24 protein-coding genes are annotated in these 23,943 nt (G+C 45.3%); 18 read left to right on the top strand and 6 right to left on the bottom strand.

Annotation, left to right across the window (positions count from 1 at the left end; genetic code table 11):
• Positions 1-22 precede the first annotated feature (22 nt).
• The 12 genes from ACXAJH_RS03010 to ACXAJH_RS02955 all read left to right on the top strand — a co-directional run bounded on the left by ACXAJH_RS03010 (position 23) and on the right by ACXAJH_RS02955 (position 13,093).
• Positions 23-3,610: a dynamin family protein gene (locus tag ACXAJH_RS03010; RefSeq protein ID WP_474993061.1), complete on the top strand. Its 3,588-nt coding sequence runs from the start codon at positions 23-25 to the stop codon at positions 3,608-3,610.
• A 140-nt stretch (positions 3,611-3,750) separates the two neighbouring features.
• A complete protein-coding gene (locus tag ACXAJH_RS03005) occupies positions 3,751-4,254 on the top strand; it encodes a superoxide dismutase family protein (RefSeq protein ID WP_474968625.1) in 504 nt (167 codons plus the stop codon).
• A 255-nt stretch (positions 4,255-4,509) separates the two neighbouring features.
• Positions 4,510-4,710, top strand: a complete 201-nt coding sequence (locus ACXAJH_RS03000; RefSeq protein WP_027954344.1) for a cold-shock protein — start codon at positions 4,510-4,512, stop codon at positions 4,708-4,710.
• Between the two features lie 71 nt (positions 4,711-4,781).
• Positions 4,782-4,994: a cold-shock protein gene (locus ACXAJH_RS02995; protein ID WP_027954343.1), complete on the top strand. Its 213-nt coding sequence runs from the start codon at positions 4,782-4,784 to the stop codon at positions 4,992-4,994.
• Positions 4,995-5,059: 65 nt separating this feature from the next.
• Positions 5,060-6,409: a DUF2252 domain-containing protein gene (locus tag ACXAJH_RS02990; RefSeq protein ID WP_474968624.1), complete on the top strand. Its 1,350-nt coding sequence runs from the start codon at positions 5,060-5,062 to the stop codon at positions 6,407-6,409.
• A 72-nt stretch (positions 6,410-6,481) separates the two neighbouring features.
• A complete protein-coding gene (locus tag ACXAJH_RS02985) occupies positions 6,482-8,098 on the top strand; it encodes an ABC-F family ATP-binding cassette domain-containing protein (protein ID WP_474968623.1) in 1,617 nt (538 codons plus the stop codon).
• 324 nt (positions 8,099-8,422) lie between these two features.
• A complete protein-coding gene (locus ACXAJH_RS02980) occupies positions 8,423-9,289 on the top strand; it encodes a 3D domain-containing protein (RefSeq protein ID WP_474968622.1) in 867 nt (288 codons plus the stop codon).
• Between the two features lie 118 nt (positions 9,290-9,407).
• On the top strand, positions 9,408-10,403 hold the full coding sequence (locus ACXAJH_RS02975; protein ID WP_474993059.1) for a zinc-dependent alcohol dehydrogenase family protein: 996 nt from the start codon (positions 9,408-9,410) through the stop codon (positions 10,401-10,403).
• Between the two features lie 140 nt (positions 10,404-10,543).
• Positions 10,544-10,924 carry a helix-turn-helix transcriptional regulator gene (locus ACXAJH_RS02970; protein WP_027954338.1) on the top strand — a complete coding sequence of 127 codons (381 nt, stop codon included), beginning with the start codon at positions 10,544-10,546 and terminating at the stop codon, positions 10,922-10,924.
• A 20-nt stretch (positions 10,925-10,944) separates the two neighbouring features.
• A complete protein-coding gene (locus ACXAJH_RS02965) occupies positions 10,945-11,940 on the top strand; it encodes an LLM class flavin-dependent oxidoreductase (RefSeq protein ID WP_474968620.1) in 996 nt (331 codons plus the stop codon).
• Positions 11,941-12,021: 81 nt separating this feature from the next.
• Positions 12,022-12,108 carry a YjcZ family sporulation protein gene (locus ACXAJH_RS02960; RefSeq protein ID WP_035531317.1) on the top strand — a complete coding sequence of 29 codons (87 nt, stop codon included), beginning with the start codon at positions 12,022-12,024 and terminating at the stop codon, positions 12,106-12,108.
• Positions 12,109-12,226: 118 nt separating this feature from the next.
• Positions 12,227-13,093 (top strand): CvfB family protein, encoded by an 867-nt coding sequence (locus ACXAJH_RS02955; protein WP_474968619.1) that lies wholly within the window; start codon positions 12,227-12,229, stop codon positions 13,091-13,093.
• Positions 13,094-13,158: 65 nt separating this feature from the next.
• Here the strand turns inward: ACXAJH_RS02955 and ACXAJH_RS02950 are convergent, their stop codons facing one another.
• Positions 13,159-13,638, bottom strand: coding sequence for a YusW family protein (locus tag ACXAJH_RS02950; RefSeq protein WP_474991978.1), 480 nt, complete (start codon positions 13,636-13,638; stop codon positions 13,159-13,161).
• Between the two features lie 135 nt (positions 13,639-13,773).
• On the opposite strand from ACXAJH_RS02950, the gene msrB reads away from it, so the two are divergent.
• A complete protein-coding gene (gene msrB / locus ACXAJH_RS02945) occupies positions 13,774-14,361 on the top strand; it encodes a peptide-methionine (R)-S-oxide reductase MsrB (RefSeq protein WP_474993057.1) in 588 nt (195 codons plus the stop codon).
• 110 nt (positions 14,362-14,471) lie between these two features.
• The gene (locus tag ACXAJH_RS02940; RefSeq protein ID WP_474993055.1) at positions 14,472-15,026 is read left to right on the top strand and encodes a nitroreductase family protein; all 555 of its coding nucleotides are present in this window, start codon (positions 14,472-14,474) and stop codon (positions 15,024-15,026) included.
• A gap of 31 nt (positions 15,027-15,057) precedes the next feature.
• Here the strand turns inward: ACXAJH_RS02940 and ACXAJH_RS02935 are convergent, their stop codons facing one another.
• Entirely contained in the window at positions 15,058-15,402 is a 345-nt protein-coding gene (locus ACXAJH_RS02935) for a DUF3889 domain-containing protein (protein WP_474968615.1), read from the bottom strand.
• 332 nt (positions 15,403-15,734) lie between these two features.
• Between ACXAJH_RS02935 and ACXAJH_RS02930 the strand changes: the two genes are divergently transcribed.
• Positions 15,735-16,667 carry an exonuclease domain-containing protein gene (locus ACXAJH_RS02930; RefSeq protein WP_474993053.1) on the top strand — a complete coding sequence of 311 codons (933 nt, stop codon included), beginning with the start codon at positions 15,735-15,737 and terminating at the stop codon, positions 16,665-16,667.
• Here the strand turns inward: ACXAJH_RS02930 and ACXAJH_RS02925 are convergent.
• Entirely contained in the window at positions 16,656-17,183 is a 528-nt protein-coding gene (locus tag ACXAJH_RS02925) for a hypothetical protein (protein WP_474993051.1), read from the bottom strand. The two genes, ACXAJH_RS02930 and ACXAJH_RS02925, sit on opposite strands and share 12 nt — an antisense overlap.
• Positions 17,184-17,252: 69 nt before the next feature.
• Between ACXAJH_RS02925 and ACXAJH_RS02920 the strand changes: the two genes are divergently transcribed.
• The 3 genes from ACXAJH_RS02920 (at position 17,253) to ACXAJH_RS02910 (ending at position 18,940) form a co-directional block, all read left to right on the top strand.
• On the top strand, positions 17,253-18,101 hold the full coding sequence (locus ACXAJH_RS02920) for an aminoglycoside 6-adenylyltransferase (protein WP_474993049.1): 849 nt from the start codon (positions 17,253-17,255) through the stop codon (positions 18,099-18,101).
• Positions 18,102-18,171: 70 nt separating this feature from the next.
• Entirely contained in the window at positions 18,172-18,408 is a 237-nt protein-coding gene (locus ACXAJH_RS02915) for a helix-turn-helix domain-containing protein (RefSeq protein WP_474993047.1), read from the top strand.
• A gap of 244 nt (positions 18,409-18,652) precedes the next feature.
• A complete protein-coding gene (locus ACXAJH_RS02910; protein WP_474993045.1) occupies positions 18,653-18,940 on the top strand; it encodes a hypothetical protein in 288 nt (95 codons plus the stop codon).
• Between the two features lie 704 nt (positions 18,941-19,644).
• Here ACXAJH_RS02910 and ACXAJH_RS02905 read toward each other — a convergent pair.
• From ACXAJH_RS02905 to ACXAJH_RS02895, 3 genes are all read right to left on the bottom strand, one after another.
• Positions 19,645-20,808: a glycosyltransferase family 4 protein gene (locus ACXAJH_RS02905; RefSeq protein ID WP_474968610.1), complete on the bottom strand. Its 1,164-nt coding sequence runs from the start codon at positions 20,806-20,808 to the stop codon at positions 19,645-19,647.
• A gap of 13 nt (positions 20,809-20,821) precedes the next feature.
• Complete coding sequence (locus tag ACXAJH_RS02900) at positions 20,822-21,970, bottom strand: NAD-dependent epimerase/dehydratase family protein (protein WP_474968609.1); 1,149 nt, start codon at positions 21,968-21,970, stop codon at positions 20,822-20,824.
• Between the two features lie 313 nt (positions 21,971-22,283).
• Positions 22,284-23,783: a flotillin family protein gene (locus tag ACXAJH_RS02895; protein ID WP_474993043.1), complete on the bottom strand. Its 1,500-nt coding sequence runs from the start codon at positions 23,781-23,783 to the stop codon at positions 22,284-22,286.
• Positions 23,784-23,943 lie beyond the last annotated feature (160 nt).

Below are 23,943 nucleotides of genomic sequence, written 5' to 3'. Positions count from 1 at the left end.
TAAACCGTAAAGGAGACCTTTGATGCAGACAACGACACGTAAAAATGCCATGAAACTTCAAAACCTTTATGCCTTTTTAAAACAAGAAGGGATGAGCAGACAAAAAGATAAGGTTATGGATCTGATCAAAAAAATCAAGCAGGAGGAAATGGTCATCGGTTTTGCCGGCCATTTTTCCGCCGGCAAGTCCACATTGATCAACACGCTGCTGGAAAGCCGGCTCCTTCCTTCAAGTCCTATTCCGACGAGCGCCAATATTGTCCGTTTGAGAACAGGGCCCGTCTATACAAAGGCGTATTTCACTTCAGATGCGCCTGTGAAATACGAAGCGGATGTAGAGCCGGAGACGATACAGGCATGGTGCAGGGACGGTGAACGTGTGACCGGACTGGAAATCAGCCGTCCGGACAGTCTCCTTCCACCCCACGTTTCTGTCCTGGATACCCCTGGCGTAGATTCTACGAATGATGCAGACAGGCTGATCACCGAATCTTCTCTGCACGTGATGGACTACATGTATTATGTTATGGATTACAACCATGTCCAGTCGGAAGTAAATCTATTGTTTTTATTGGAAATGCAGCAGAGGAACACCCCTTTTACCGTGGTGATCAACCAGGTGGATAAGCATGTAGAAGACCAGCTTACTTTTGGCGACTACCAAAAAAGTGTTGAAGCGGCCTTTCAACAGTGGGGGATTCACCCGGAATCGGTCTATTATACATCCATGAGAGACTTTGCAATGGAAGAAAATGAGTACAGGCAGTTGAAATACCATTTCCAACAGTTGTTTGACAGGGATTTTTCCCTCATAGAACAGCAGGCGGATGACGTAGCCGCTGCTTTAATGGAAGAAACCGTCAGAGATTATGAAGAGACCTTTGAAGAGAAGCGGGAAGAACTTCTTGAACAGAGAGAAAACCTTCAATCGGCCATTGACGAAAGTCCGATGGATCCGGATCTGATCCGTGAGTACAGCGAACTGGAAGAAGCGGCCGACGAGGTGTTTGAAAAGCGGATCTATCAGTTTGTTTCCAATGCCTACTTGATGCCGAGCGCCCTCCGTGAGTATGCGGAAGCTTACCTGCACTCCCGGCAGCCGGACTTTAAAGTCGGTCTGCTGTTTGCGAAGAAAAAAACCGAGGAAGAAAAACAGATGAGGGAAGACGCTTTTTACGAGGCCTTGGAAAAAACGATGGAAGAACAGTTGAAATGGCCGGTGCGGGAACGGATGATGAAACTGCTGGACGCTTACGGCATCCATTCCACGGAGCTTCTTCAAATCGTTCAGGAAATGGATTTTCACTATCCAAAAGAACGTCTGGAAACACTGGTTCAATCAGGGGCTTCGGTTACAGGGGCTTATGTTCTTCGATATACCGATGAAGTGGCAGCTGATATTCAACGGCAGGCCAAAGCCTTTCTCGGAGAATGGAAAAAAGCTTTTTTGGAAGAAGTATCAGCAAAAAAACAGGATGTGCTGCATCAACATGACCAAGCATTCTCTGCGTATGAAGACTTAGAGAAGATCGACGAGGAACTGGAATTCATCATTGAAAAGGTCCGGCAGTTCTCCAACCGCCTTCATGAAAGTTTTTCTGACACGATATCTGCAGAAAACAGGAAACAGGCAGAAGAAGATGAGGAGCGCATGGAAGAGCGGGTGTCTGATGCTCCTGAACATCCAGCAGGCGTCATGGACGAGGATGAGAACCTTATAATGGGAGAACCATCCAAAGGCAGGCCGGATCCCTCTCCAAGTTCAACTGTGGATCAGGTGAAAGACAGGACAGAGAAGGCCCTGGCTGTTATTCAGGATTTGGAAAGCATGGATGACCTTTCCCGCCGGCTGGAGGAAAAAGTGACCCGGCTTGACAACCGGACGTTTACAATAGCTTTATTCGGTGCCTTCAGCGCGGGGAAATCCTCGTTTGGCAATGCGCTTCTCGGAGATGACGTTCTGCCTGTGTCCCCCAATCCGACAACAGCAGCCATCAACCGGATATCTCCTGTATCAAGTGATCATCCGCACCAATCCGCAGAAGCTGCCGTAAAGTCAGAAATGGATATGCTGGAGGACATTGCTGCTGTGTACGCATCTTTTTCTTCCTTGGAAACAGCCTGGGAGGAACTGGATGAAATGGAAGTGGAGGAGTGGAAATCACGGGAGCAGAAAGAGCGCTCATTCCTAAAAGCCTTTTACGATGGATATCCGCAGATGAAGAAACATCTGGGACAAAGGATGTCTGTGCCTTGGGAGCAGCTGGCTGCTTTTGTTTCCCAAGAGGACAAGTCCTGTTTTATCGAGTCGATGGATGTGTACTACGATTGTGCGTGGACAAGGGCTGGCGTGACGCTTGTTGATACACCGGGGGCCGATTCCGTCAATGCCCGTCATACGAATGTCAGCTTTCAGTACATTAAAGATGCCGATGCTGTCTTATTTGTCACCTATTACAACCACCCGTTCTCAAGAGCCGATGAAACGTTTCTGAAACAACTGGGCAGGGTCAAGGACAGTTTTGCCATGGATAAGATGTTCTTCCTGATCAATGCCAAAGACCTTGCGCAGTCCAAGGAAGAACTGCAGCAGGTGGAAAGCTATGTGGAAACCCAGCTGAGTGCATTCGGAATTCGGAATCCGAGGCTTTACCCGGTCTCAAGTCTGCTGGGGTTGAAAGAGAAAAAATACCATCAAGATGAAAATTCCGGTATGGGGGCATTTGAAGACGGTTTTTCTTCCTTTTTGGAAGAGGAGTTATCCCAAGTGATGACGGCTTCCATTGAAAGTGATTTGGAGCGTGTGAAAAATTATGTCCAATCCATGGTGGAAAGCAGCCACATGGATGAAGGAGAAAGAAAAAAGAAAAAGGCACAACTGGAAGAACGCAGGCAGCAGGCGCTGGATCTTTTCGAAAAAGAGTATGACGGCGGGGCTGAAAAAGCGGTGCAGAACAAAATGGATAAGCAGCTTCATTATGTCCATGAACGGATGATGCTTCAATTCAACGATCTGTTCAAGCGCCATTTCAACCCTGCGGCTATTAATGGATGGCACCAGGATGTGAAAGAACAGGTGAAAGAGGCACAAAAACAGTTGTTTGAAGAGATGACCTTTGACATGAAAGAGGAAGTCAAGGCTGTATGTGTCCGTGTGGAGCAGTTTATTACACAGCATCTCGATGAGACGAGGGCTAAAATTGAAAAAAACCTCCATCACATCGAAGCGTCCATCCATCTCGATACACTTGAGCTTCCTGATATGCCTATTCCAAAGATCGAAGGGGAGATCGAGCTTACGGCCGCGGAACAGGATCAGATCAGGAAAATGTTCAAGGGGACGAAATCCTTCTTTGAGAAAAATGAAAAAGAAAAAATGAAAGAAGCGGCCGCTCCACGTGCATCGGATGTTCTGCATCAGCAATTGGAGCAGATTTCCAAAGACGTAACGCCTTATTACCAGACTCAATGGGCAGATGTATATGCGACGGCCCGCCGCTCCTGGATCGATGAAACAGCAAAGCAGTTCGATCAGCTGATCAATCACTACAGGACCCCTGTAAACCGGAAACAGGTGGAGAAAGCCTGGGATCAGCTTTCCAAGGTCTAAATGAGAACAGAAAAACATACCATAGACTAAGACGATTTTCCCCGGCCGGGGTTCTCTTCCTCCTCCCCGGCCGGGGAAATTCTCTTATCATCACCCGCTGATCAGACGCATACAGTGTACAGGAAAGGAGGGTGACGAACATGTTGTATAATCCGAACCAGGGAATGTACCGGCAGCAGTATGCATCACAGACAGCTTCTGCTGAGTTTTCGTCAAGCCCCACTGCCCCCGGACTGAAGGGGAGTATTCAGTTTTACCAGATGCCATATGGTGTTGAGGTTTTCGTTTATGTGGAAGGACTGCCTTCGTTTAAAAAGGAAAAAAACGGAGTTCAGACGGGCCCTCACGGCTTTCATATCCACGAAAAGGGATTGTGTGAAATTGGGGACGGGAGCGATCCGTTTGCAACGGCCGGGGGGCACTGGAATCCTGATCAGCAGCCGCACGGCAATCATGCGGGAGATTTCCCTGTGCTTTTTTCCAATCAGGGAAGGGCTCGGATGATTTTCTTTACCGATCGTTTTCAAGTCCGTGATATTATCGGAAGAAGTGTCATCATTCATCAAGGTCCGGATGATTATCAGTCCCAGCCCAGCGGACGCTCAGGGAAAAGAATCGCCTGTGCGGTCATTCAATCCGGATAAATCATCATGGGGAGGAATAATGCTCCTCCTTAACGGATATAATGGAAGTAGAGTGATGTGAAGGGAGTGTACTTGACTTCATACCGCAGGCGTAGTATAGTAAGTATAAAGGTTGAATTACCAATATTAAGAAGTTCATTCTTCCCAATCACCTATTATAAAGAGTGATCAATTCTATTGGTACTTTTTATAATATGTGATTTTTTCATTAAAGCAAAACGCATATTAATTTAGAAATATTGGAGGATCCATTCCATGAAAACAGGTACAGTGAAGTGGTTTAACGCGGAAAAAGGTTTTGGTTTTATCGAGGTTGAAGGCGAAGACGATGTATTCGTACACTTCAGCGCAATCAACGAAGAAGGCTTCAAATCTCTTGAAGAAGGTCAAGCTGTAGAGTTTGAAGTAACTGAAGGAAATCGCGGACCACAAGCTGCAAACGTAACGAAATTATAAAATCATAAAAAGACTGGCTTTAGCAAGTCAGTCTTTTTTCTATCATAATTGAGTTAAAGGGGGCTGCTTCAATGGCATTCGGAAAGAAAAATCAAGCTGAAGTGAAAGAAGAAGACACAAAAATCTGGGTTTGTTCATCCGATGACTGCAACTGCTGGCAGAGGGATAATTTCCGTACGAACAATGAGAAGAAATGTCCAATGTGCGGCAGCGATATGAAGGAAGAAAACAAAGTCCTTCAAGTTGTGGAAAACAACAGCCTGTATTATAAATCTCAGTCATGATATGGTAAAAAAAGCGATTGCTCACGGGCGGTCGCTTTTTTCCGTGAGAGGAGGAGAAACCAGCCATGGATAACAAAGTAAAGCAGATGCTGGAAACGAAACAAGCACTCAGAAAAAATACGCTGGGCACGATTTTGGACCGCTTTGACGGGGATTTAATGAAATTATCGAAGAAGGAGCGCAGGCAGAAGTATCAAAAGATGATGGAGAGTCCCTACAGCTTTTTCAGAGGGAGCGCCTATCTATTCTTTCACGATGCCACGGAACTGCCGTTCAGGTTCCATACCCCTGATGAAACGCCGACATGGATCATGGGAGATCTCCATTTTGATAATTTCAGTGTGTTTCAAAATGAAAACAAGGATATCGTCTTTGATGTGGATGACTTCGATGAGGGCTATCTCGGTTCGTATTTATACGACGTGATGCGTATGGTTGTCAGTATCCGTTTAACTATGGATCAACTGGGTTATCCTGAAGACAGTCATGATGCGATGGTCGATCATTATCTGAAACATTACGTGAAGCAGATGGAAGCCTTCCATCATAGAGATCAGGATCCACAGACGATGTACTTTACCAAAGAGGAAAGTAAAGGCGCTGTAAAAAAAGCGATTCAAAAAGTAGAAGAACGGCGGGCTTCCCATGAACTGGAGAAACAGACGATCGTCAAGCATGATTCCATCCGTTCCTTTGATATCGGCAAAGAGAAATTGGCATCGGTACCGAAACAGGAATATGAGCAGCTGGTTAAAGCATGGGATGATTACTACCAGTCCCTTGATCAAAAACTGCGCCGGCCGCGTGAATTTTACCGGATCAAAGATATCGTGAAAAAGCGAGGCTCGGGGATCGGCTCTACCGGCCTCAACCGGTATTACATCTTGATAGAAGGCCAATCGGGGGACAGTCATGAAGATGACATCATACTGGAAGCCAAGGAAGCGCGCACGCCCATCCCAGCCTACTTCTTCCCATATGATGAACAGTTCTGGACGGAACATCGTCAGCAGGGACGGCGGGTGATTCACACCCAGCAGGCGATGCACCATTTGTCCGACCCGTATCTTGGGTACTTTACGATGAATAACAGCGACTATTATGTGCGCGAACGTTCGCCTTATTCCAAAGATCTAAAACCGAAACATCTGTTGGAGGAGAAGCGGCTGAAGAAGACACTGAAAACAATGGCTCAGATCAGTGCCAAAATTCATGCGCGGGCGGATGCAGATATCGATGAAGGTATCCTTTCCTATCATAGTGAGGATGCCATTATGGAGGTTATTCGCGGGCATAAGGCGGATTTCCAGACAGAGCTCAATTTATGGTCCAGGCATTACAAGGAAAGAGTCAGCACGGATTATCAGCTGTTTCTCGAATGGTGTCGTGAAAATGAGTACGTGAAATCTCCGTGATGACTGTTCTATGAAGCGGATGAATGATATACTTTTCTTGTTCTACAAACGAAAGCAATGGAGGATTCAGACATGTTAACAGTTAATAACGTAGGGCTTCGATTCGGTGACCAGAAACTGTTCGAAGACGTCAATATAAAATTCACCCCGGGAAACTGCTACGGGTTAATCGGGGCAAACGGAGCAGGTAAATCCACGTTCCTTAAAATCTTGAGCGGAGAAATTGAACCACAAATCGGAGATGTAAGCCTGAAAAAAGACCAGCGTCTGGCGGTCTTGAAACAGAACCACTTCGAATACGATGAATATCAGGTGCTTGAAACGGTCATTATGGGCCATACACGCCTGTACGAAGTCATGAAAGAAAAAGACGCCATTTATATGAAAGGTGATTTTTCCGAGGAAGACGGCATGCGTGCGGCTGAACTGGAAGGTGAATTCGCAGAAATGAACGGGTGGGAAGCGGATTCCGATGCGGCCCGCCTTCTTAAAGGACTCGGAATCGGTGAAGAACTGCAGACGAAGCAGATGAGTGAGCTTGCCGGTTCGGAAAAAGTGAAAGTCCTTCTTGCCCAGGCGCTGTTCGGCAATCCGGATGTTCTGCTTCTCGATGAGCCGACCAACCACTTGGATATTAAAGCGATCCAGTGGCTTGAGGATTTCCTTATCGATTTTGAAAATACTGTAATCGTTGTATCCCACGACCGTCACTTCCTGAACAATGTCTGTACCCATATCGCCGATCTTGACTTCGGGAAAATCCAGGTCTATGTCGGAAACTATGATTTCTGGTACGAATCCAGCCAGCTTGCAATGAAGTTGGCCCAGGAGCAGAATAAGAAGAAGGAAGAAAAAATCAAGGATCTCAAAGAGTTCGTGGCCCGCTTCAGTGCCAACGCCTCGAAATCCAAACAGGCAACTTCCAGGAAGAAACTATTGGATAAGATCACCCTGGATGATATCCAGCCTTCCTCCCGTAAGTATCCGTATATTTCCTTCCAGGCGGACAGGGAAATCGGGAATGACCTGCTGACGGTTAAAAACCTGTCCAAAACCATTGATGGTGTGAAAGTGCTGGACAACATCAGCTTTACATTGAACAAAGATGATAAAGTGGCTCTCGTAGGTGCGAACGAAGTGGCCAAGTCCACGCTTTTCCAGATTCTTATGGGTGAGATCGAACCGGATGAAGGAAGCTATAAATGGGGCGTTACGACCTCTCAAAGCTACTTCCCTAAAGACAACTCCGAGTTCTTCGATTCTGAGCGCAGCCTCGTTGAATGGCTCCGCCAGTATTCACCGGAAGATGAAACAGAAACGTTCCTGCGCGGATTCCTTGGCCGTATGCTGTTTTCCGGAGAGGAAGCATTGAAGAAAGCGAACGTCTTGTCCGGAGGAGAAAAAGTCCGCTGCATGCTGTCTAAGATGATGCTGTCCGGTGCAAACGTTCTTCTTCTGGATGAACCAACCAACCACCTGGACCTTGAGTCCATTACAGCCTTGAACAAAGGGTTGATCAATTTCAAAGGATCTGTCATCTTTGCTTCTCATGACCATGAGTTTATTCAAACGATCGCCAACCGCATCATTGAATTGACGCCAAGTGGTCTTGTAGACAAGGAAATGACGTATGATGATTATTTGAATGATCCGGAAATTCAAAAGCAGGTCGCTGCTCAATACGCATAAATACTGAAAAGCCTGTCAAAATGACAGGCTTTTTTTCTTCTTTTTCCCCCTTGATTTCCTCCTTGTTCGACCTTTTGAATGACTAAATCCCCTTGAAACGTGCCTTGAAGCGTGACGGATTTTGTCAATCTTCCGCTTTTATCATCGAAAAGGCGCTGGTTTTCTGCCTGTTGTAATGATAGTGAAATATAGATGTTACGTTTGCAACGAAACTGTTGCTTGTTTGTTCTTCATTTATACGAAATATCTGGTAATCTAGTAATTGTGAATTGATCACATCAAAAAATACAAAGTGATCGAACAAACAAGGGGAGGCACTATCTTATGAAAAAAACTGTATTTTCTGTTGCAGCAACCGTAGCCTTGACTGGAGCATTTGCCACATCTGTGAGTGCTCACGAATCTGAACAATATTCCGTCAATAAAGGGGATACTCTTTGGAGCATCTCTCAACAATACAACGTATCTGTCAACAATCTGAAATCTTGGAACGATCTGAATTCCAATCTAATTTATCCAAGTCAAACACTAGCCGTATCTAACGCACACAACAATCAAGCATCTACTTCTACTACTAAATCTTCGAACGCATCCACGTACACGGTTAAATCCGGAGATACGTTGTTCGCGATCAGCCAAAAATTCAATATTTCCGTCGATCAGCTGATGGCTTGGAACAATTTATCTTCCACTCTCATCTACCCAGGGGAACAATTCAAGGTTGACGGACAGAAAGCTGCGGAGACATCTACAGCTCCTGCCAAAGAAAGCACAGCCAAGTCCAGTGAGAGCAGCCAGAAATCAAGCAGCTCCAGCAATGCTTCCGCAAAAGAAACATCTGCTGAGTCCACTGAAGCTGTTCAAGCGAACACAAACAAAGGAACGAGCAATGATGTAGTTAAGGAAATCACAGCTGAAGCAACGGCCTACACGGCAAACTGCACAGGCTGCAGCGGCGTAACAGCCACAGGTATTGATTTAAATGCGAATCCAAACCAGAAAGTTATTGCTGTAGACCCGAACGTCATTCCATTAGGTTCTAAAGTATATGTGGAAGGCTACGGAACAGCCATTGCTGGTGATACCGGCGGTGCCATCAACGGAAACCGTGTTGATCTTTATATGCAGGACCGCGGTGACGCTCTTGATTTCGGACGCCAGACTGTAAAAGTACAGGTACTTGCGGACTAAATTCAATATTATCAAACGAAAAGACCTTTTCAGTCCTTCTGAAAAGGTCTTTTTTCTTTTATATAGGAAGTCTTATTGATAGACTTAAGACATCTTATAGTTGGAAAGGAGACAAATGATGAAAGCGATTGTACATGAAGGAAAAGATGGTCTGGAAGGTCTTCAGGTGAAAATGATGGAGGAGAAAACGCCGGACTCCCGTGAAGTGAAGGTGCGCATCCATACAGCAGGGATGAATCGTCGGGATCTTGCAGTGGTTACAAAAAGGCATAAAGGTGAAGATCCAGCTGTCATTCCCGGTTCAGATGCCTCAGGGATCGTTGAGGAAACAGGCAGAGATGTGACGCGTTTTAAAAAAGGGGATGAAGTCATAGTCAATCCCGGACTCGGCTGGCAGAAAAACAGTGATGTTCCCCCGGAAGGGTTTGAGATCGTCGGCTTTCCTGACCACGGGACGTTTGCGGAGACTTACATATGTACAGAAGACCATCTGGAGATGAAACCGAAGCACTTGACTATGGAAGAAGCAGGGGTCCTTTCGCTGGCTGCATTGACGGCTTTCAGAGCTTTGTTCACAAGAGGGAGCCTTAAATCAGGAGACACCGTGATGCTTCCAGGAATCGGCGGAGGCGTCCTGACGTATGCGCTCAAATTCGCTAAGGCAGAAGGGGCCAGAGTGATCGTTACGTCACGGTCCAGGGAGAAGCTCAAACAGGCGTTGGACGCAGGAGCGGATAAAGCAGTCCTGACCGAATCGGATTGGAGTGAAGAATTGGCTGGTGAGAGCGTCGATCTATTGATTGAGAGTATAGGAGCCGCGACATTCAATAAATCACTGCGTGCTGTCCGTAAAGGGGGAACGATTGTTACATTCGGATCCAGTACGGAAGACGAAGTCACCTTGAATATCCGCGCGTTCTTTTACGGACAGTATAATTTGCTGGGGTCTACGATGGGAAGTGCAGAGGAGCTGAGGTCGATGATCGCTTTTATCGAACACCATAACATCCGTCCGGAAATCGACAGGATATTCCCGCTGGATCAAGCGGAGGAAGCTTTCACGTACATCCGTGATACTAAAAACTTCGGAAAAATAGGCTTTCAAATGTCATAATATTCTCTCTTCTTACTTAGTAGCAACTCCGAAATGAAAAATAAAACCATCATCAAGCGAACAAATGTGCTTATGATTGGACAAATCTACCATCATTTATTGTAGAATGAAAGTATTCAATAAGGAAGGGGAGGATCGCCGTGTCACATAAAAACAACCCGAAGCGTTTTGCATTAAATATGAGCGCAGCCCAGTTCACCAAATTTTACATCATGCACTTGTTACAAATCCGCCAGCCGATGATCAGTGAACATTTTAAGCAGGAGTTTAAAAAACTGACGAAGAACTGGATTCCGGCACCTTCAACACTTCTGGATACGTTACATGAAATGACGGAGCAGGGGTTACTCTATCGGAAAGAAGATTATAAATCCCACGATAAGAAACGTCAGAAGGTTTACTGGTATTATTTAACCGACCAGGGGAAAGAAGAATTTGACGTTTTAAAGAAGCGGTATAAATTGTTGTTTGAAGAACAGATTCAGATATTGAACCAGATTATGAAAGATGTGTATCGTTAAGCCCGAAAGGATGACAACAAGTGAGACTGAGTGTACTTGATCAAAGCCCTATATCCAAAGGGGATTCTGCCGAACAGGCGCTGCTAAACACCATTGAGCTGGCCCGTTGGACGGAGGAACTAGGTTATTACCGGTACTGGGTGGCCGAACATCACAGCACGAATGGATTGGCCGGATCTTCTCCGGAAATCCTGATCGGTCAGATTGCGGCAGCTACCAGCCGGATGCGTGTCGGTTCCGGGGGAGTCCTCCTCCCTCAATACAGTCCGTTGAAAGTAGCGGAAAATTTCAGAGTGCTGGAGGCTTTTTATCCGGGGAGAATCGACCTTGGTCTTGGACGCTCACCCGGGGGCGGCCGGAAAACGCGACTGGCCTTGACGGATGGGTTGGAAAAGCCGCTCAGCTCCTTTTCGCGTCAGGTGAAAGAGCTGCAGCAGTTTCTGCACGGGACCATGCCTAAGGGAAGCGATTACTACGGTGTGACCGCAAGGCCTTCAACAGAGGGACAGCCGGAAACGTGGATTCTCGGTTTGTCTGAACGCGGGGCACGTCATGCAGCAGTGAATGGCACCGGATTCACACTCGGACATTTTATCAGTCCAGACAATGGTGAGGATGCACTGCGGGCCTACCGGGAAAAGTTCAAGCCTTCCCCCTCGCTCGACCAGCCGGATGTGAATGTTTGTATTTTTGTTGTCTGTGCAGAGACAGAGGAAAAAGCAGAAAAGCTGGCGCTTAGTCAGGATTTGTGGCTCCTTCGGGTTGAAAAAGGACTCGAGACCCGTGTTCCTTCTATAGAAGAGGCGGAAAGCTGTACGTATTCTGAAATCGAAAAGAAAAAAATCGAGCAGAACCGCCGGCGTGCGGTTATCGGCTCCCCCCAGCAGGTGAAGGCGCGTCTGCTCGAATTGTCAGAGCAATACCAGACTGATGAATTCCTCATCATTACGAATATTTACGACTTGGAGGATAAGAAAGAATCCTACCGTCTGCTTGCTGAACAGTTCCGTACGTAATGGCTTCGGGAGAAAAATGAGTCATTCACCCATACCAATTCCTCCTTTTTCTCATATATAAAAGGGAAAGGGGGAATAAGTATGAGTAAAGGATATGGTGGAGGATTTGCGCTGATCGTTGTATTGTTCATTCTCCTTATTATTGTCGGAGCTTCCTGGTGGTGCTAATAAGCAGAAGCGCGGGTTTCCCCCGTGCTTTTTTTATGCTTCCATTCCCCGTGATATTTTAAAATGAGACAAACTAGGATATAATGGACGACATGACTTGTCAAAAAGGGTGAATAAAGTGAGTAAACAACAATATTTAGGAACAGTAAAAAAAGCTGTTTTAACAAAAAAAGTGACCCATGGATTCAAGGTGACGGCAGGAAATGAAGAATACTTCCTTCCTGATGAAGAAGTGGACGAGTCTGTTGAACTTGGTGATGAACTGTCATGCTTTTTATATATGAATAAAAAGGGAGAAGCGGCAGCGGTGGCAGATCTTCCAGAAATCACCCGTGACTCCTACGGCTGGGCCGAAGTTGTCGAAATTTCTCCAAACACAGGGGTATTTGTTGATATCGGACTTCCGGATAAGGATATTCTTGTGTCCTCTGACCATCTGCCCCTGTTTAAATCAGTCTGGCCGGCAGAAGGGGATCACTTATTTATAAGTTTGGAACTGGATAAAAAAGGCCGGTTGACAGGCGAACCGATCAGCGAGCAGGAAGTGATGGACGATCTTGAGCCGGCCCCTGCGGAATTGTTGAAGGAAGAAGTGACAGCAAGGGTTTACCGGGCCATAAAAGCCGGTACAGCTGTGTTGACAGGCGAAGGCTACCGCGGGTTTATCCATCCGCATGAGCGTAAAGAAGAACCGCGTCTCGGACAGACGATTGAGGGCCGTGTCATTGACGTCAAGGAAGATGGTACAATCAATCTATCTCTAAGACCGTTAAAACAGGAAAGCATGTCTGAAGATGCCGAGATGATTTTCCAATTCCTTGAGGAGAACGACGGAGTCATGGGGCTTCATGATAAAAGCTCTCCTGATGAAATCCGGGAAACGTTCCAAATCAGCAAGGCTTCTTTCAAACGTGCGCTTGGCCAGCTGATGAAACAGGACAAAATTGAGCAGAAAGACGGACGCACCGTTATAAAGCATAACTGAGTATCTGCACTTCGAACTTCGTAGCAACTCCAATCCTAAACAAAAAAAACAAAACAGCCGCTATGTCATTGGTTTGACAAGGGCTGTTTTTTACTGCTTTCATAATGCCGCTCCGGCTCGTCTGCATAGGTGACACGCAGCGAAAAGTGTTCATATCCGGTATCCAGTCCAAAAATGTGCAGGACGTCGTTGATGACAAGGGCATCCGGGGAATCTGCATCAAAGCTCATTTCCCGGAAGAGGGGCGTCAACTGATTCATGGCTTTCGTCCCTGAGATTCTTTCTCTGCCCATTTCGTACACAACCGCCTGCGCTCCTTGATCATAAGCTGAATAGTACACGCGGTAGGTTACACCTCCGGGATAGTGAACATCGAGATTAAAGGCAGTAAATGAAAAAGCACCGGCGGTCGAATCCGCCAACTCATACGATATGTTGTCTACGGCGTTAAGTTCGGCTGTCTCTGCTTCCTTTTCGCCGGCAGGTTCTCCGCAGGCAGTAAGGAGAATGAAGGCAGAAAATATGAGCAAGATCCATGTATGCATTGTATTGCACCTCCTGTCTGTTAATCAGGATAGCCGAGTTGTCTCCTGTTTATAACACATGCAGCAGGCACAAATTTATTCATCGTTCCTGCTCCATGTTAAAATAAAGATAATCCGATTAAAGGAGGATGATTTATGAAAAGTCTATCGATCTGGCTTTCCCTTATAATCGTCGTTGCAGGCATCGGCCTTTTCACATGGAGTAAAAACACGGGAGCTTCATCCGATCCTGAAAAAAAGGCGTCAGCCGGCACAAAAACGATTGAAATGTATAACGGGGACACTGTTGAATGGACAAAGGCACAACTGAACGATCAACTGAGTGACATCCAATACAAAGTCACCCAGCAGGATGGAACAGAAAAGGCGTTTGATAATGCATACTGGGACAACAAGCAGGCAGGCATTTACGTGGATGTTGTTTCCAAGGAACCGTTGTTCAGCTCGCAGGATAAATACAAATCTGGGACCGGATGGCCGAGTTTTACAAAGCCGCTGGTGGAAGAGAATATAGTCACGAAAGACGATCCGGGCATTTTCGGCATGCGGACAGAGGTGCGCAGTAAAGGGGGAGACAGCCATGTTGGCCATGTGTTCAATGATGGACCTGAACCGACAGGGCTCCGCTACTGCATGAACAGTGCCGCTCTTGAATTCATTCCTGTTGATGAAATGGAGGAAAGAGGTTACGGGGAGTTCTTAGAGGTCTTTGATAAAGCATAAGACAGGGGGGAATCCCTGTCTTTTTTCTACTTTAAAGAATGCGGCCTTGACAACATCACTGAGAACGATTATCATTACCATAAATAATGATGATAATGAGGGTGAGAGGCATGAATCAAACCAAATCAAAATTAGCAGAGGTTATTAGAGAAAGACGCTCCATCAAAACCGGCTATCTGGATAAACCTGTACCGACAGAACTCGTGAAGGAACTTCTGGAGGATGCCGTATGGGCACCAACCCACGGGATGCGTGAACCATGGCGGTTCATCTATGTACCTTCTGAGCAGAAAGAGGCTTTTGTATCTTCCCTCGTCGACACGTTTCCGGAAGAACGGAAGGAAGACCGCAGAGATTATTTCAGCAAGCCTTCTGCTTTCTTAATTGTTGTGATGGACGAAGATCCAAGGCAGAAAGTGTGGGAGGAGAATTTCGGCGCCGTCAGCTGTCTGCTTCAAAACTTCCAGCTGCTGGCATGGGAAAGAGACCTTGGCGTGGTTTGGAAGACGAATCCGCACATCTATGACCCGGACGTTCATGAACTGCTTGGGATTCAGCCGGATGAAAAGGTTGTCGGATTCATTCACATGGGGTACTTTGACGAAAAACCAGAACCTAAAAAAAGGACGTCCATAGACGATAAATTCACCCTTTATACACCATAAATCCAGCACACCCCTCAGGAGGTGTGCTTTTTTACGGAGAAGAAGACGCTATGTCTTCAAACTGGATCTCAATCAATTGATCCTCTGCAGGATTGACCAGGACATACACGCGTACGTTCTTTTTTGTGCCCGCTTGATCCATAGTAAAAAGGAAGGTATACTGCTCCCGGTTATCTGCAATAGCCACTTTCCCCTGATAATCATAATTCACCAGGTCGTAATCTGGATAGTTCTTATCCGTTTCCTCAACCGCTGCTTTCCCCCATTTGGCATAATCAGGCTGGGCAAACACGTGGTTGAAGGACACGGAAAGAAACAAAAGAGCCATAAGAAAGACTGCTCCTTTATAAAATGTCCGTTTTCCTCTACGCTTCATCATCATCCCTCCTTTATCCTCATTAGTTTTTATAGAATCCGCAAATCTATGCGGGTGGATAAACAAAAGGTGCCCATAGGATCAGGCACCTTTTTCTATTTCATGTATTTGTCATCGTAAGCAATCAATACAATGTTGTATTTCTCCTCCAGCTGTTTGATCTGCTGCAGCTGATCTGAGGGGAGGCGTGCGAAATCGAAGGTCATTTATGCCACTCCTTTCCTTCTTATCATAAGCGGATAATGGATTCTCTATGCAGTCCGGATGGATTATATTAGACGAATCATCCGAAGCGTTTTATCATAAAGAAAGGAAAGGGAAAGGAGATTGTTATGAATTTTACAGCGCTTGATTTTGAAACGGCTAATGCATCCAAAGGGTCGGTTTGTTCCATCGGACTTGTGGAGTATGAGAACGGACGGCTTGTCAGGGAATATTACCGTTTGGTGAAACCGAAGAAGAATTACTTTGCTCCCATAAATGTACGCGTGCACGGAATTACCAAGGAAGATGTCAAAGATGCCGAGGAATTTCATACGTTGTGGGAAAATGAAATTAAATCGATGGTGGAAGGAAAGCTTTTGATCGCTCATAATGCCCAGTTTGACATGGGTGTTCTAAGAGCCGTCCTCGATGAGTACAACCTTCCTTATCCCATGCTTGCCTACAACTGTACATTGAATATTTCAAGGAAGACGTGGCAGCTTCCTAAATACAATTTGAACCGTGTAGCGGATCATCTGGGTTTTTCATTTTCCCATCACCATGCTCTTGAAGATGCAAAAGCAGCGGCTCATATTTTCATGAAGGCAAAAGAAAAGCTGCAAGCGGCCGACTCTAAAGATCTCGTGGATAAATCAGGGACAACGAACGGGATGATGTATGAAGGGGGTTATGAACCGGCGCGGTTGAATAAAAAGCGGAGAGCACAGAAGCCATCAGCTTCTTCTTTCACAGCAACATCCGTAGAATTGGATCCTTCTCATCCTTTGTACAAGGCTTCGGTTTCCTTTACCGGACGGCTTTCCCATATGAAGAGGGAGGAAGCTGTTGAGAAGGTGATTCAGCACGGAGGAGTGTTTCATTATGATATTGAAGCAGCCACCAATTTTGTGGTCGTTGGAACCAAAACGTATGAGCGGTACACCGCAGGAGAAAAAACGTCCAAATTGGAAAGAGCGGAGACATTGTTAAGCCAGGGAGCATCGATCGAGATTTTATCAGAAGCGGATTTCCTGAATTATGTAAGGCGTTCAACGGTTTGAACGCCTCTTTAATGGATATAAATGCTTGCTGTCCCTTAACCAAAGAGGGTGGACGGCTCTGGCTTTTTCAGGCAGAGATCCTAAATTAACTCCAGCAGCGTAATAGGACTGCCAGACAATTTTTGTACAGTACTGAACGTCATCAGGGCCATTTAAAGGGGTGTGAATACGATACGAAGCTTCAGGGTATCTTTGGTGTAAACATTCAGCAAACGCAGCAGAGCGCAGGCCTGTGTCTTTCTCATGTGCCCGGTAGTGAGAAACTCTGCGGAACTTTCTTTTATAAATGGCAGGTTCATCCTTGACCAAACCGGAAGGAATGGAATGTAGGACCTTTTTATCTGTCGTGACAATACCTGCATGGCCTACATATTTGGACTCCCGTTTACCAATAGGAGAAAACAATACATCTCCTGGTAACACCTCTGCAGGGTCGAATGTACAGGAATGGACTCTTTTAGGACGATAGAGAATAAAAACGAAAATGGTAATGATCAAAACGGACATTTTTTTCATAATACACCACCTCATTCTTATCGTAAGCAATGGATGAAAGAATGACAACTATCGGAGAGGGGTTTAAAGGTGCGTACAGAACAGGAGATGTATGATTTGGTTTTACATACGGCTGAGCAGGATGAGCGGATACGAGCGGTGCTGTTAAATGGATCAAGGGTCAATGCGAGTGCAGAACATGACGCTCTTCAGGATTACGACATTCAGTATACCGTGTCTGATTTTTCGTCCTTTATGAAAGATCACACATGGATTGATGTTTTCGGGGAGCGGCTGATCACACAGATGCCTGATCATTATCCTTTATACGATGAGGATGGAAAGAGGGGACGGTTTGCTTATTTGATGCAGTTTACAGATGGGACAAGAATTGATTTGACTCTCGTTGACGTCCACGATCTTCCTGAAACATTCGAGAGTTTAACGGAAGTTCTGCTCGACAAAGATGGGTGTCTTCCGGAAATTCCTGCTCCAGACAACAGCGATTACATCGTTGAGAAACCTGTACAGGAAGAGGTTTATCGCTGCAGCAATGAATTCTGGTGGGTCAGCCTGTATGTGGCTAAAGGCTTGGAGCGGAAGCAGCTGCCTTATGCTAAAACGATGCTGGAGGGTCCTGTGAGAAGGATGCTGCACCAAATGATGAGCTGGTACATTGGCTCAAAACATGATTTTTCAGTCTCTGTCGGCAGTTCCGGTAAATTTTTTGAACGATTTCTTCCTAAAGAACTTTGGGTATCTTATCAGGCCACCTATACAGGAAGTGATTACAATGAGAATTGGAAGGCGCTCCTCACAATCGCTGAGTTATTTCAAATACTCGAAAGCGAAGTATCCTTGAGCATCTCAGCTGAATCCTTTAACAGCAATGATGTATACGCTTACTTAAAGGATTGGAAAAAAAGGTGTGGCATGTAAAAGTGCGGAAAAATGGATACAGGAACAAATGTTCGGTATAATGATCTTAACTAGTCTAAGGAGGCTCATCATGGTATCGAATGGATCGAGTTCAAGGAGACGCCGGCTGACGAATGAAGAAATTGCAGAACGGTACAAACATGGGGAAAGTACAACAGTGATTGCAGGAGAGGCGGGCATTACTCCGGCCGCCATTCGTCTTATTTTGAAAAAGATGAATGTTCCTATGCGTCCCCGCGGCAGCTGGAAACGTAAATATCACGTCAACGAGCATTACTTTAAAGCATGGTCCCCAATAAATCCATGAAATTGAAGTTTTCTCTTGTACCTGGAGCATATCTCAATCATTTTGTCCGCGGTTATTTTGATGGTGATGGAAACATTAATGATCAAAAAAACAGGTGAATATGGTTGGAGGGTCTGAATCGTTCATGTATACATTACGGGATTGTATAGCAGCCCTGGGAATACGCTGCTATGCGAAGCCCAGTGGTCCATATGTGCGGGTCATAGTCAGTGGTCGGAAGTCTATATTTGAGTTCAGCAGATGGATGTATGAAAATCATGACTTATGTATAGACCGGAAACTGGCAGAATTCAATAAAGAAGAAATGGATTATAAAGAACTCCAAGATCTTAAACACTTAAAAACAAGTTTGGTCGTAAAAGAAAGAAAAGAAATCGTTTTACATGAGCTGAGCAAACATGCTTCTGAATTGGATGCATGCAAAGAAGTAGGCATTCTTGTAAATACATATCGGACATGGTTGAGAAAAGACCCGGAATTCCGAAGGGCGGCTGAAAAATTGGTGAACCATAAAAAAGGGGATGATTCATGATCCTCTTAATTTTTCACTTTTTATCTAGTTAACATAATATATATTATACTAAGCTAGTGCAAATCATGTAATCCTGTCTCAAATATTAAGTTTACTCATGTTATTGAGACAAAACAAAATGAAACAGGATTGTAGACATTCCTCATCCAGCGAAAAATCAAATGTTACTGTTTTATCGCAGCACATAATGATCATTGAGTATCTTTCAGTTGATTGATGAAATTTCGAATTGCCGTAACATCTTCCAAAATCCTATGAACATCCATCCGGTTTAACGGCACGAGCATAAGATCATTGATGATTAACCCATGACTTTTATCATTTCTTTGTTTTTTCAAATATTCATTTAGATGAATCTATTGATCTTCATTATTAAGTATTTTGGTTTGAAAATGCTCAATCTGCTGCATGTCACACGGATTCGTTTCCTTCATATAAGCGCCTGATACCAATTTTGCCTGTCATTCCATTGAAACAGCTCCTTGATTTGAATATGAACTTGTACTAGTTTGACCTCCTTTCGATTTGTTACGTGTTATGGATGGTTTGTTTTTATTTATTTATTGGAGTTGCTACTAAGTAATAAGTAAGAATATTATGATAAAGTGTAAAATGTGCCTCTTTTTCGGGTATAGAACGTATGTTCTTATTTCGTTATAATCCTTTCATTGGAGTTAAAACTGCATAAAAAAGCCACAGAGTTATTACTCTGTGACCTTAACTTTCGATTTTTTCGGTGTTTGAGCTGTACTTTCCTCGTACACGCGAAGCGTTTTGTAGTAATAGTCCAAGATCTGCTCAGAAGGCTTCTGCCAGCTGTGTTTTTCAGCTTCCTTCCTGGCATTCCTGCAAAGGTCGGCATAAAGAGAGGTATCTTCCAAACGGTTGATGGCTTCAATCATGCTTTCGGTATTCTCATTTTCAAATAAAAGCCCTGTGCGGCCATCTTCCACCTGCTCCATTGTCGGACCACTCTTGGCTGCTATGACGGGTAAACCTGACGCCATAGCCTCCAATATAACAAGACCCAGTGTTTCGGTCACCGACGGAAAAATAAGCGCGTCTGAAGAAGAAAATGCCTCAGCCAGTTCATCTCCATGAAGCAGGCCTGTAAACACTGTATTCGTCCCTTTAAAGGCCTCCTCGAGTTCTCCTTTGACAGGACCATCCCCCACAATCGCAAGAGAAATGTCTTCCCGTTCGTCCAGCAGCGGCCTGATTTTATGAATTTCTTTCTCAGGTGCCAGTCTTCCGACGAACACAAGCAGCTTATTTTCTGGTTTACCGTTGGATAAACGGCTGCGCATAGACTCGGTCCGGTGTCCGGGATGATAATGATCCACAGCTACACCTCTGTCCCATACGCTGACATTATGGAAATTCTTATCATCCAGCTCCGTCTTAATCGCCTGTGATGTGCATAAGTTGACATGGGCGTAGTTATGAAGCTTTCTGAAGTACCACCATACAAGCGGTTTAAATGGATAAAGCCTGTAATAGTCCAGGTATTTCGGCACGTGTGTGTGGTATGAAGCAATCAGCGGGTAATTCAGCTTATCCGCATAATACACACCAGAAACCCCGACGAGGGCTGGGTTGACCACGTGAACGAGGTCAGGATCGTGCTTTTGCAGCAGATCCTTCACCCGTTTTTGTGGCAGGCTGAATTCCTTGGACCTGTAAAAAGGCAGTTTTGTCGTTTTAACCCCTTCAACAATCGCTCCTTTGTATTCCTTCACACCAAGATCTGGAGCAATGACAACCACTTCATGATCCTGATTGAGGAGATACGTAATGGCTTCCTTCAGTCTTGTAACTACTCCATCTGTTGATGGCAGGAAAGTTTCTGTAATGATGGCGATTTTCAAAGCGGAAAACTCCTTACTTCCAGGTAATTGATGGCAGAACATTCTCCTGGATAATACGATCTTTGTTTTCAACAGCTGTACGGAGGATATCCCGGATCACATCGTCTGTCAGCAGATGAGGCTCCAGACCAAGGTCACGGAGTTTCGTATTGACCGCATTATAATAATGGTCTTCATTCTCAATACGAGGATTTTCAATCTTCTTCACTTCTGTTTGAAGACCTTCCTCCTTCGCGATCTTATAAACTCTTTCAGCCAGCTCCTGAACGGAGAACCATTCTGTAAACTGGTTGAATACACGAAATTCCCCTTTATCTGCCGGGTTTTCAGCGGCGATTTCCACACAGCGCACGGTATCTTCAATGTTTAGGAACGCACGCGTCTGTCCGCCTGAACCATACACCGTAATATCATGCCCGATTGCTGCCTGATTGATGAAGCGGTTCAGAGCCGTCCCGAACACACCGTCATAGTCCACACGGTTCACAAGCACCGGGTCCATACGTGTTTCTTCGGTATGTAAACCATAAACGATACCCTGGTTTAAATCTGTCGCACGAATACCCCAGATTTTGCAGGCGAACGTAATGTTATGGCTGTCATGCACTTTGGACAAGTGATAGAAAGAGCCTGGCTGCTTAGGGTATGGAAGCGTGTCTTTTCTTCCTTTATGTTCAATTTCAATATATCCTTCTTCAATATCAATGTTGGGTGTGCCGTATTCGCCCATCGTGCCCAGTTTGATCAAATGGCATTCCGGTGCGAAATCCTTGATGGCATAAAGAACGTTCAAGTTCCCCATGACATTGTTCGTCTGCGTATACACCGCATGCTCACGGTCAATCATGGAATAAGGAGCAGAACGCTGCTCGGCAAAGTGAACGAACGCCTCAGGCTCAACCTGACGGAAAACTTCACTCAGGAAATCATAGTGGTTGAGATCGCCGATAAAGGTTTTAATCTCTTTCCCTGATACTTCTTTCCATTTGGCCACCCGCTCTTCAAGTGTGGCAATGGGTGTTACTGAATTGGAGCGAAGCTCGTCATCATACTTCCTGCGTACTAAGTTGTCCACGATGGTTACATCATGACCCTGCTTGGATAGGTACAGGGCAGTCGGCCATCCGCAGAAACCATCTCCCCCTGCTACAATAATTCTCATAATCTACCTCCTAGTTACATCTTGCATACTCGTATTCTCTTTTATAGAGTAACACTTTTGACTAATGTTCGAAAACTGGAAAGATTCCACCAAACCGGTATGCCTTTCCTGTTCAGTCATGGTCTCTACGTTTTTGACTTTACCATTAATTCAATTTTGAAACAATTAATTCTTTGTAAACTCCATAAACACTCAGAAGAAAACGAAATATGTCGGACTTTGAGACCTAAATGAGATTTTACCCACGATGCCAATAGTTTAAACCTGAAATGATAAAAAATGCGGGAAGCATCATCCGCTCCCCGCCGCTTCGTCATTCTTCTTTTTCTTCGTTTTCTTCTGACTTGTCCCCTGCTGATTCTTCATTCTGTTCAGGCGATTCAGCTGCTGCTGCCGCTTCCTCTGCGCCTTTTTTATCCTCAGAAGCAAAACCATTGACGGTTCCTCTGGAAACATAGCTCTCAAGCATCGCTTTCAGATCCATGCCTGTTGTTTCCTTCAAAGACTCCTGTATTCCAAGCATTGTCGAGGTTACATTGCCTGCAACTTTAGAGGAGCCACCTCTGGAGTCTGCTCCACCCATATCAATCACTTTCATATCCTTGATCTGACTGATCGGCGCGGACACTTTCTCTGCATATTCAGGAAGAACCTTAATCAACATTTCCATAATGGCCGCTTCACCGTAGTGTTCCATTGCTTTGGCCATCCGTTCTTTCGATTCCGCTTCCGCTATACCGCGCTGACGGATAACTTCGGCGTCAGACTCCCCTTTGATCCGCTCATTATCTGCTTCTGCCTGGGCCCGTTTCGTGACTTCATAAGCTTCCGCATCAGCAATGGATCGTCTCCGCTTGTTTTCTTCTTCTTCAAGCTCCACGGCCCGCTGCTTTTCAATATACTGAACTTTCAATTCCTCTTCTTTAATCTGCTGGGCAAGCTTCTGGCGTTCCAGTTCACCAGCCTGGTCGGCATTCGCTTTCGCCCGGTTTGTTTCAGTCTGGAATTCCGCTTCCTTAATATCTTTTTCTTTAGTGGAAGATGCAACAGCCGTCAGGCGTCGGTTTTCCTCATCCTGCGCTTCCTGATCGTTCTTAGCCTGATAAATGCGTGTTTCCTTCGTTGCATCCGATTCCGCCATATTCGCTTTTTTCTGTACTTCAGCGATATGAGGGCGCCCGAGCGCATCTATGTAGCCGTTCTCGGTGTCTACATCTTCCACATCATTCAAAGCAAAGGATGTAATCTCAAAACCCATGCCTTTCAAGTCTGCTTCTGCAATCCGCTTCACCTGCGTGTTGACTTCTTTAAAGTCGTTGTAAATCTTCTCAATCGGCAAGGAGGCGATAATGGACCTCAAATGTCCATTCAGTACATCCTTCAGTTCTGATTCCCGCTCGTTCTGCTTCTTCCCGAGAAACTTCTCAGCAAAGTTCGCCATAATCTCAAGCTCACTGCCGATACTGATGACCGCTGTACTGGCTACGCGTACCGGAATCCCTTCCTTTGTGTAGGCCTTCTCAGAATTGACCTGCAGTTGAAAGGACGTTAAATCAATGGGTGTTGCTGTCTGGAACATCCGGAGACGATACCCGCCGCCCCGAATGATTTTAACCGACCTTCCGTTATCATCTTCAAACACGTTCTTTTCCTGTTCCGGATCTCCAAGCTTCGGCCCTGTTACAATCAAAGCTTCATTGGAACTTGCCGTTTTATAACGCAGACGGAAAATAATAAAGGTTACAATTCCGCCGATGATTAAGGCAGCACCAAGCACTCCCAGAATAATAACCGTTAAAGCTCCCTCGAACATACCATCCACTCCTTCCATTAGTCCCTTGTAAAAAGAAGGGCTGTCTAGCATATCGAAAAACCCCCTCCTTTTGTTTCAGATTTTCTGGATTTTTTTATAAAGTTTGTGAAATCTGTACATTTATAGTTTATGAAAACGCTTTATTATATAATGGATTCAA

The organism is Halobacillus sp. ABD4_316 (assembly GCF_056161385.1).
Note: the sequence above shows the minus strand (reverse complement) of the source record. Positions and strands in the feature narration are given on the sequence as shown.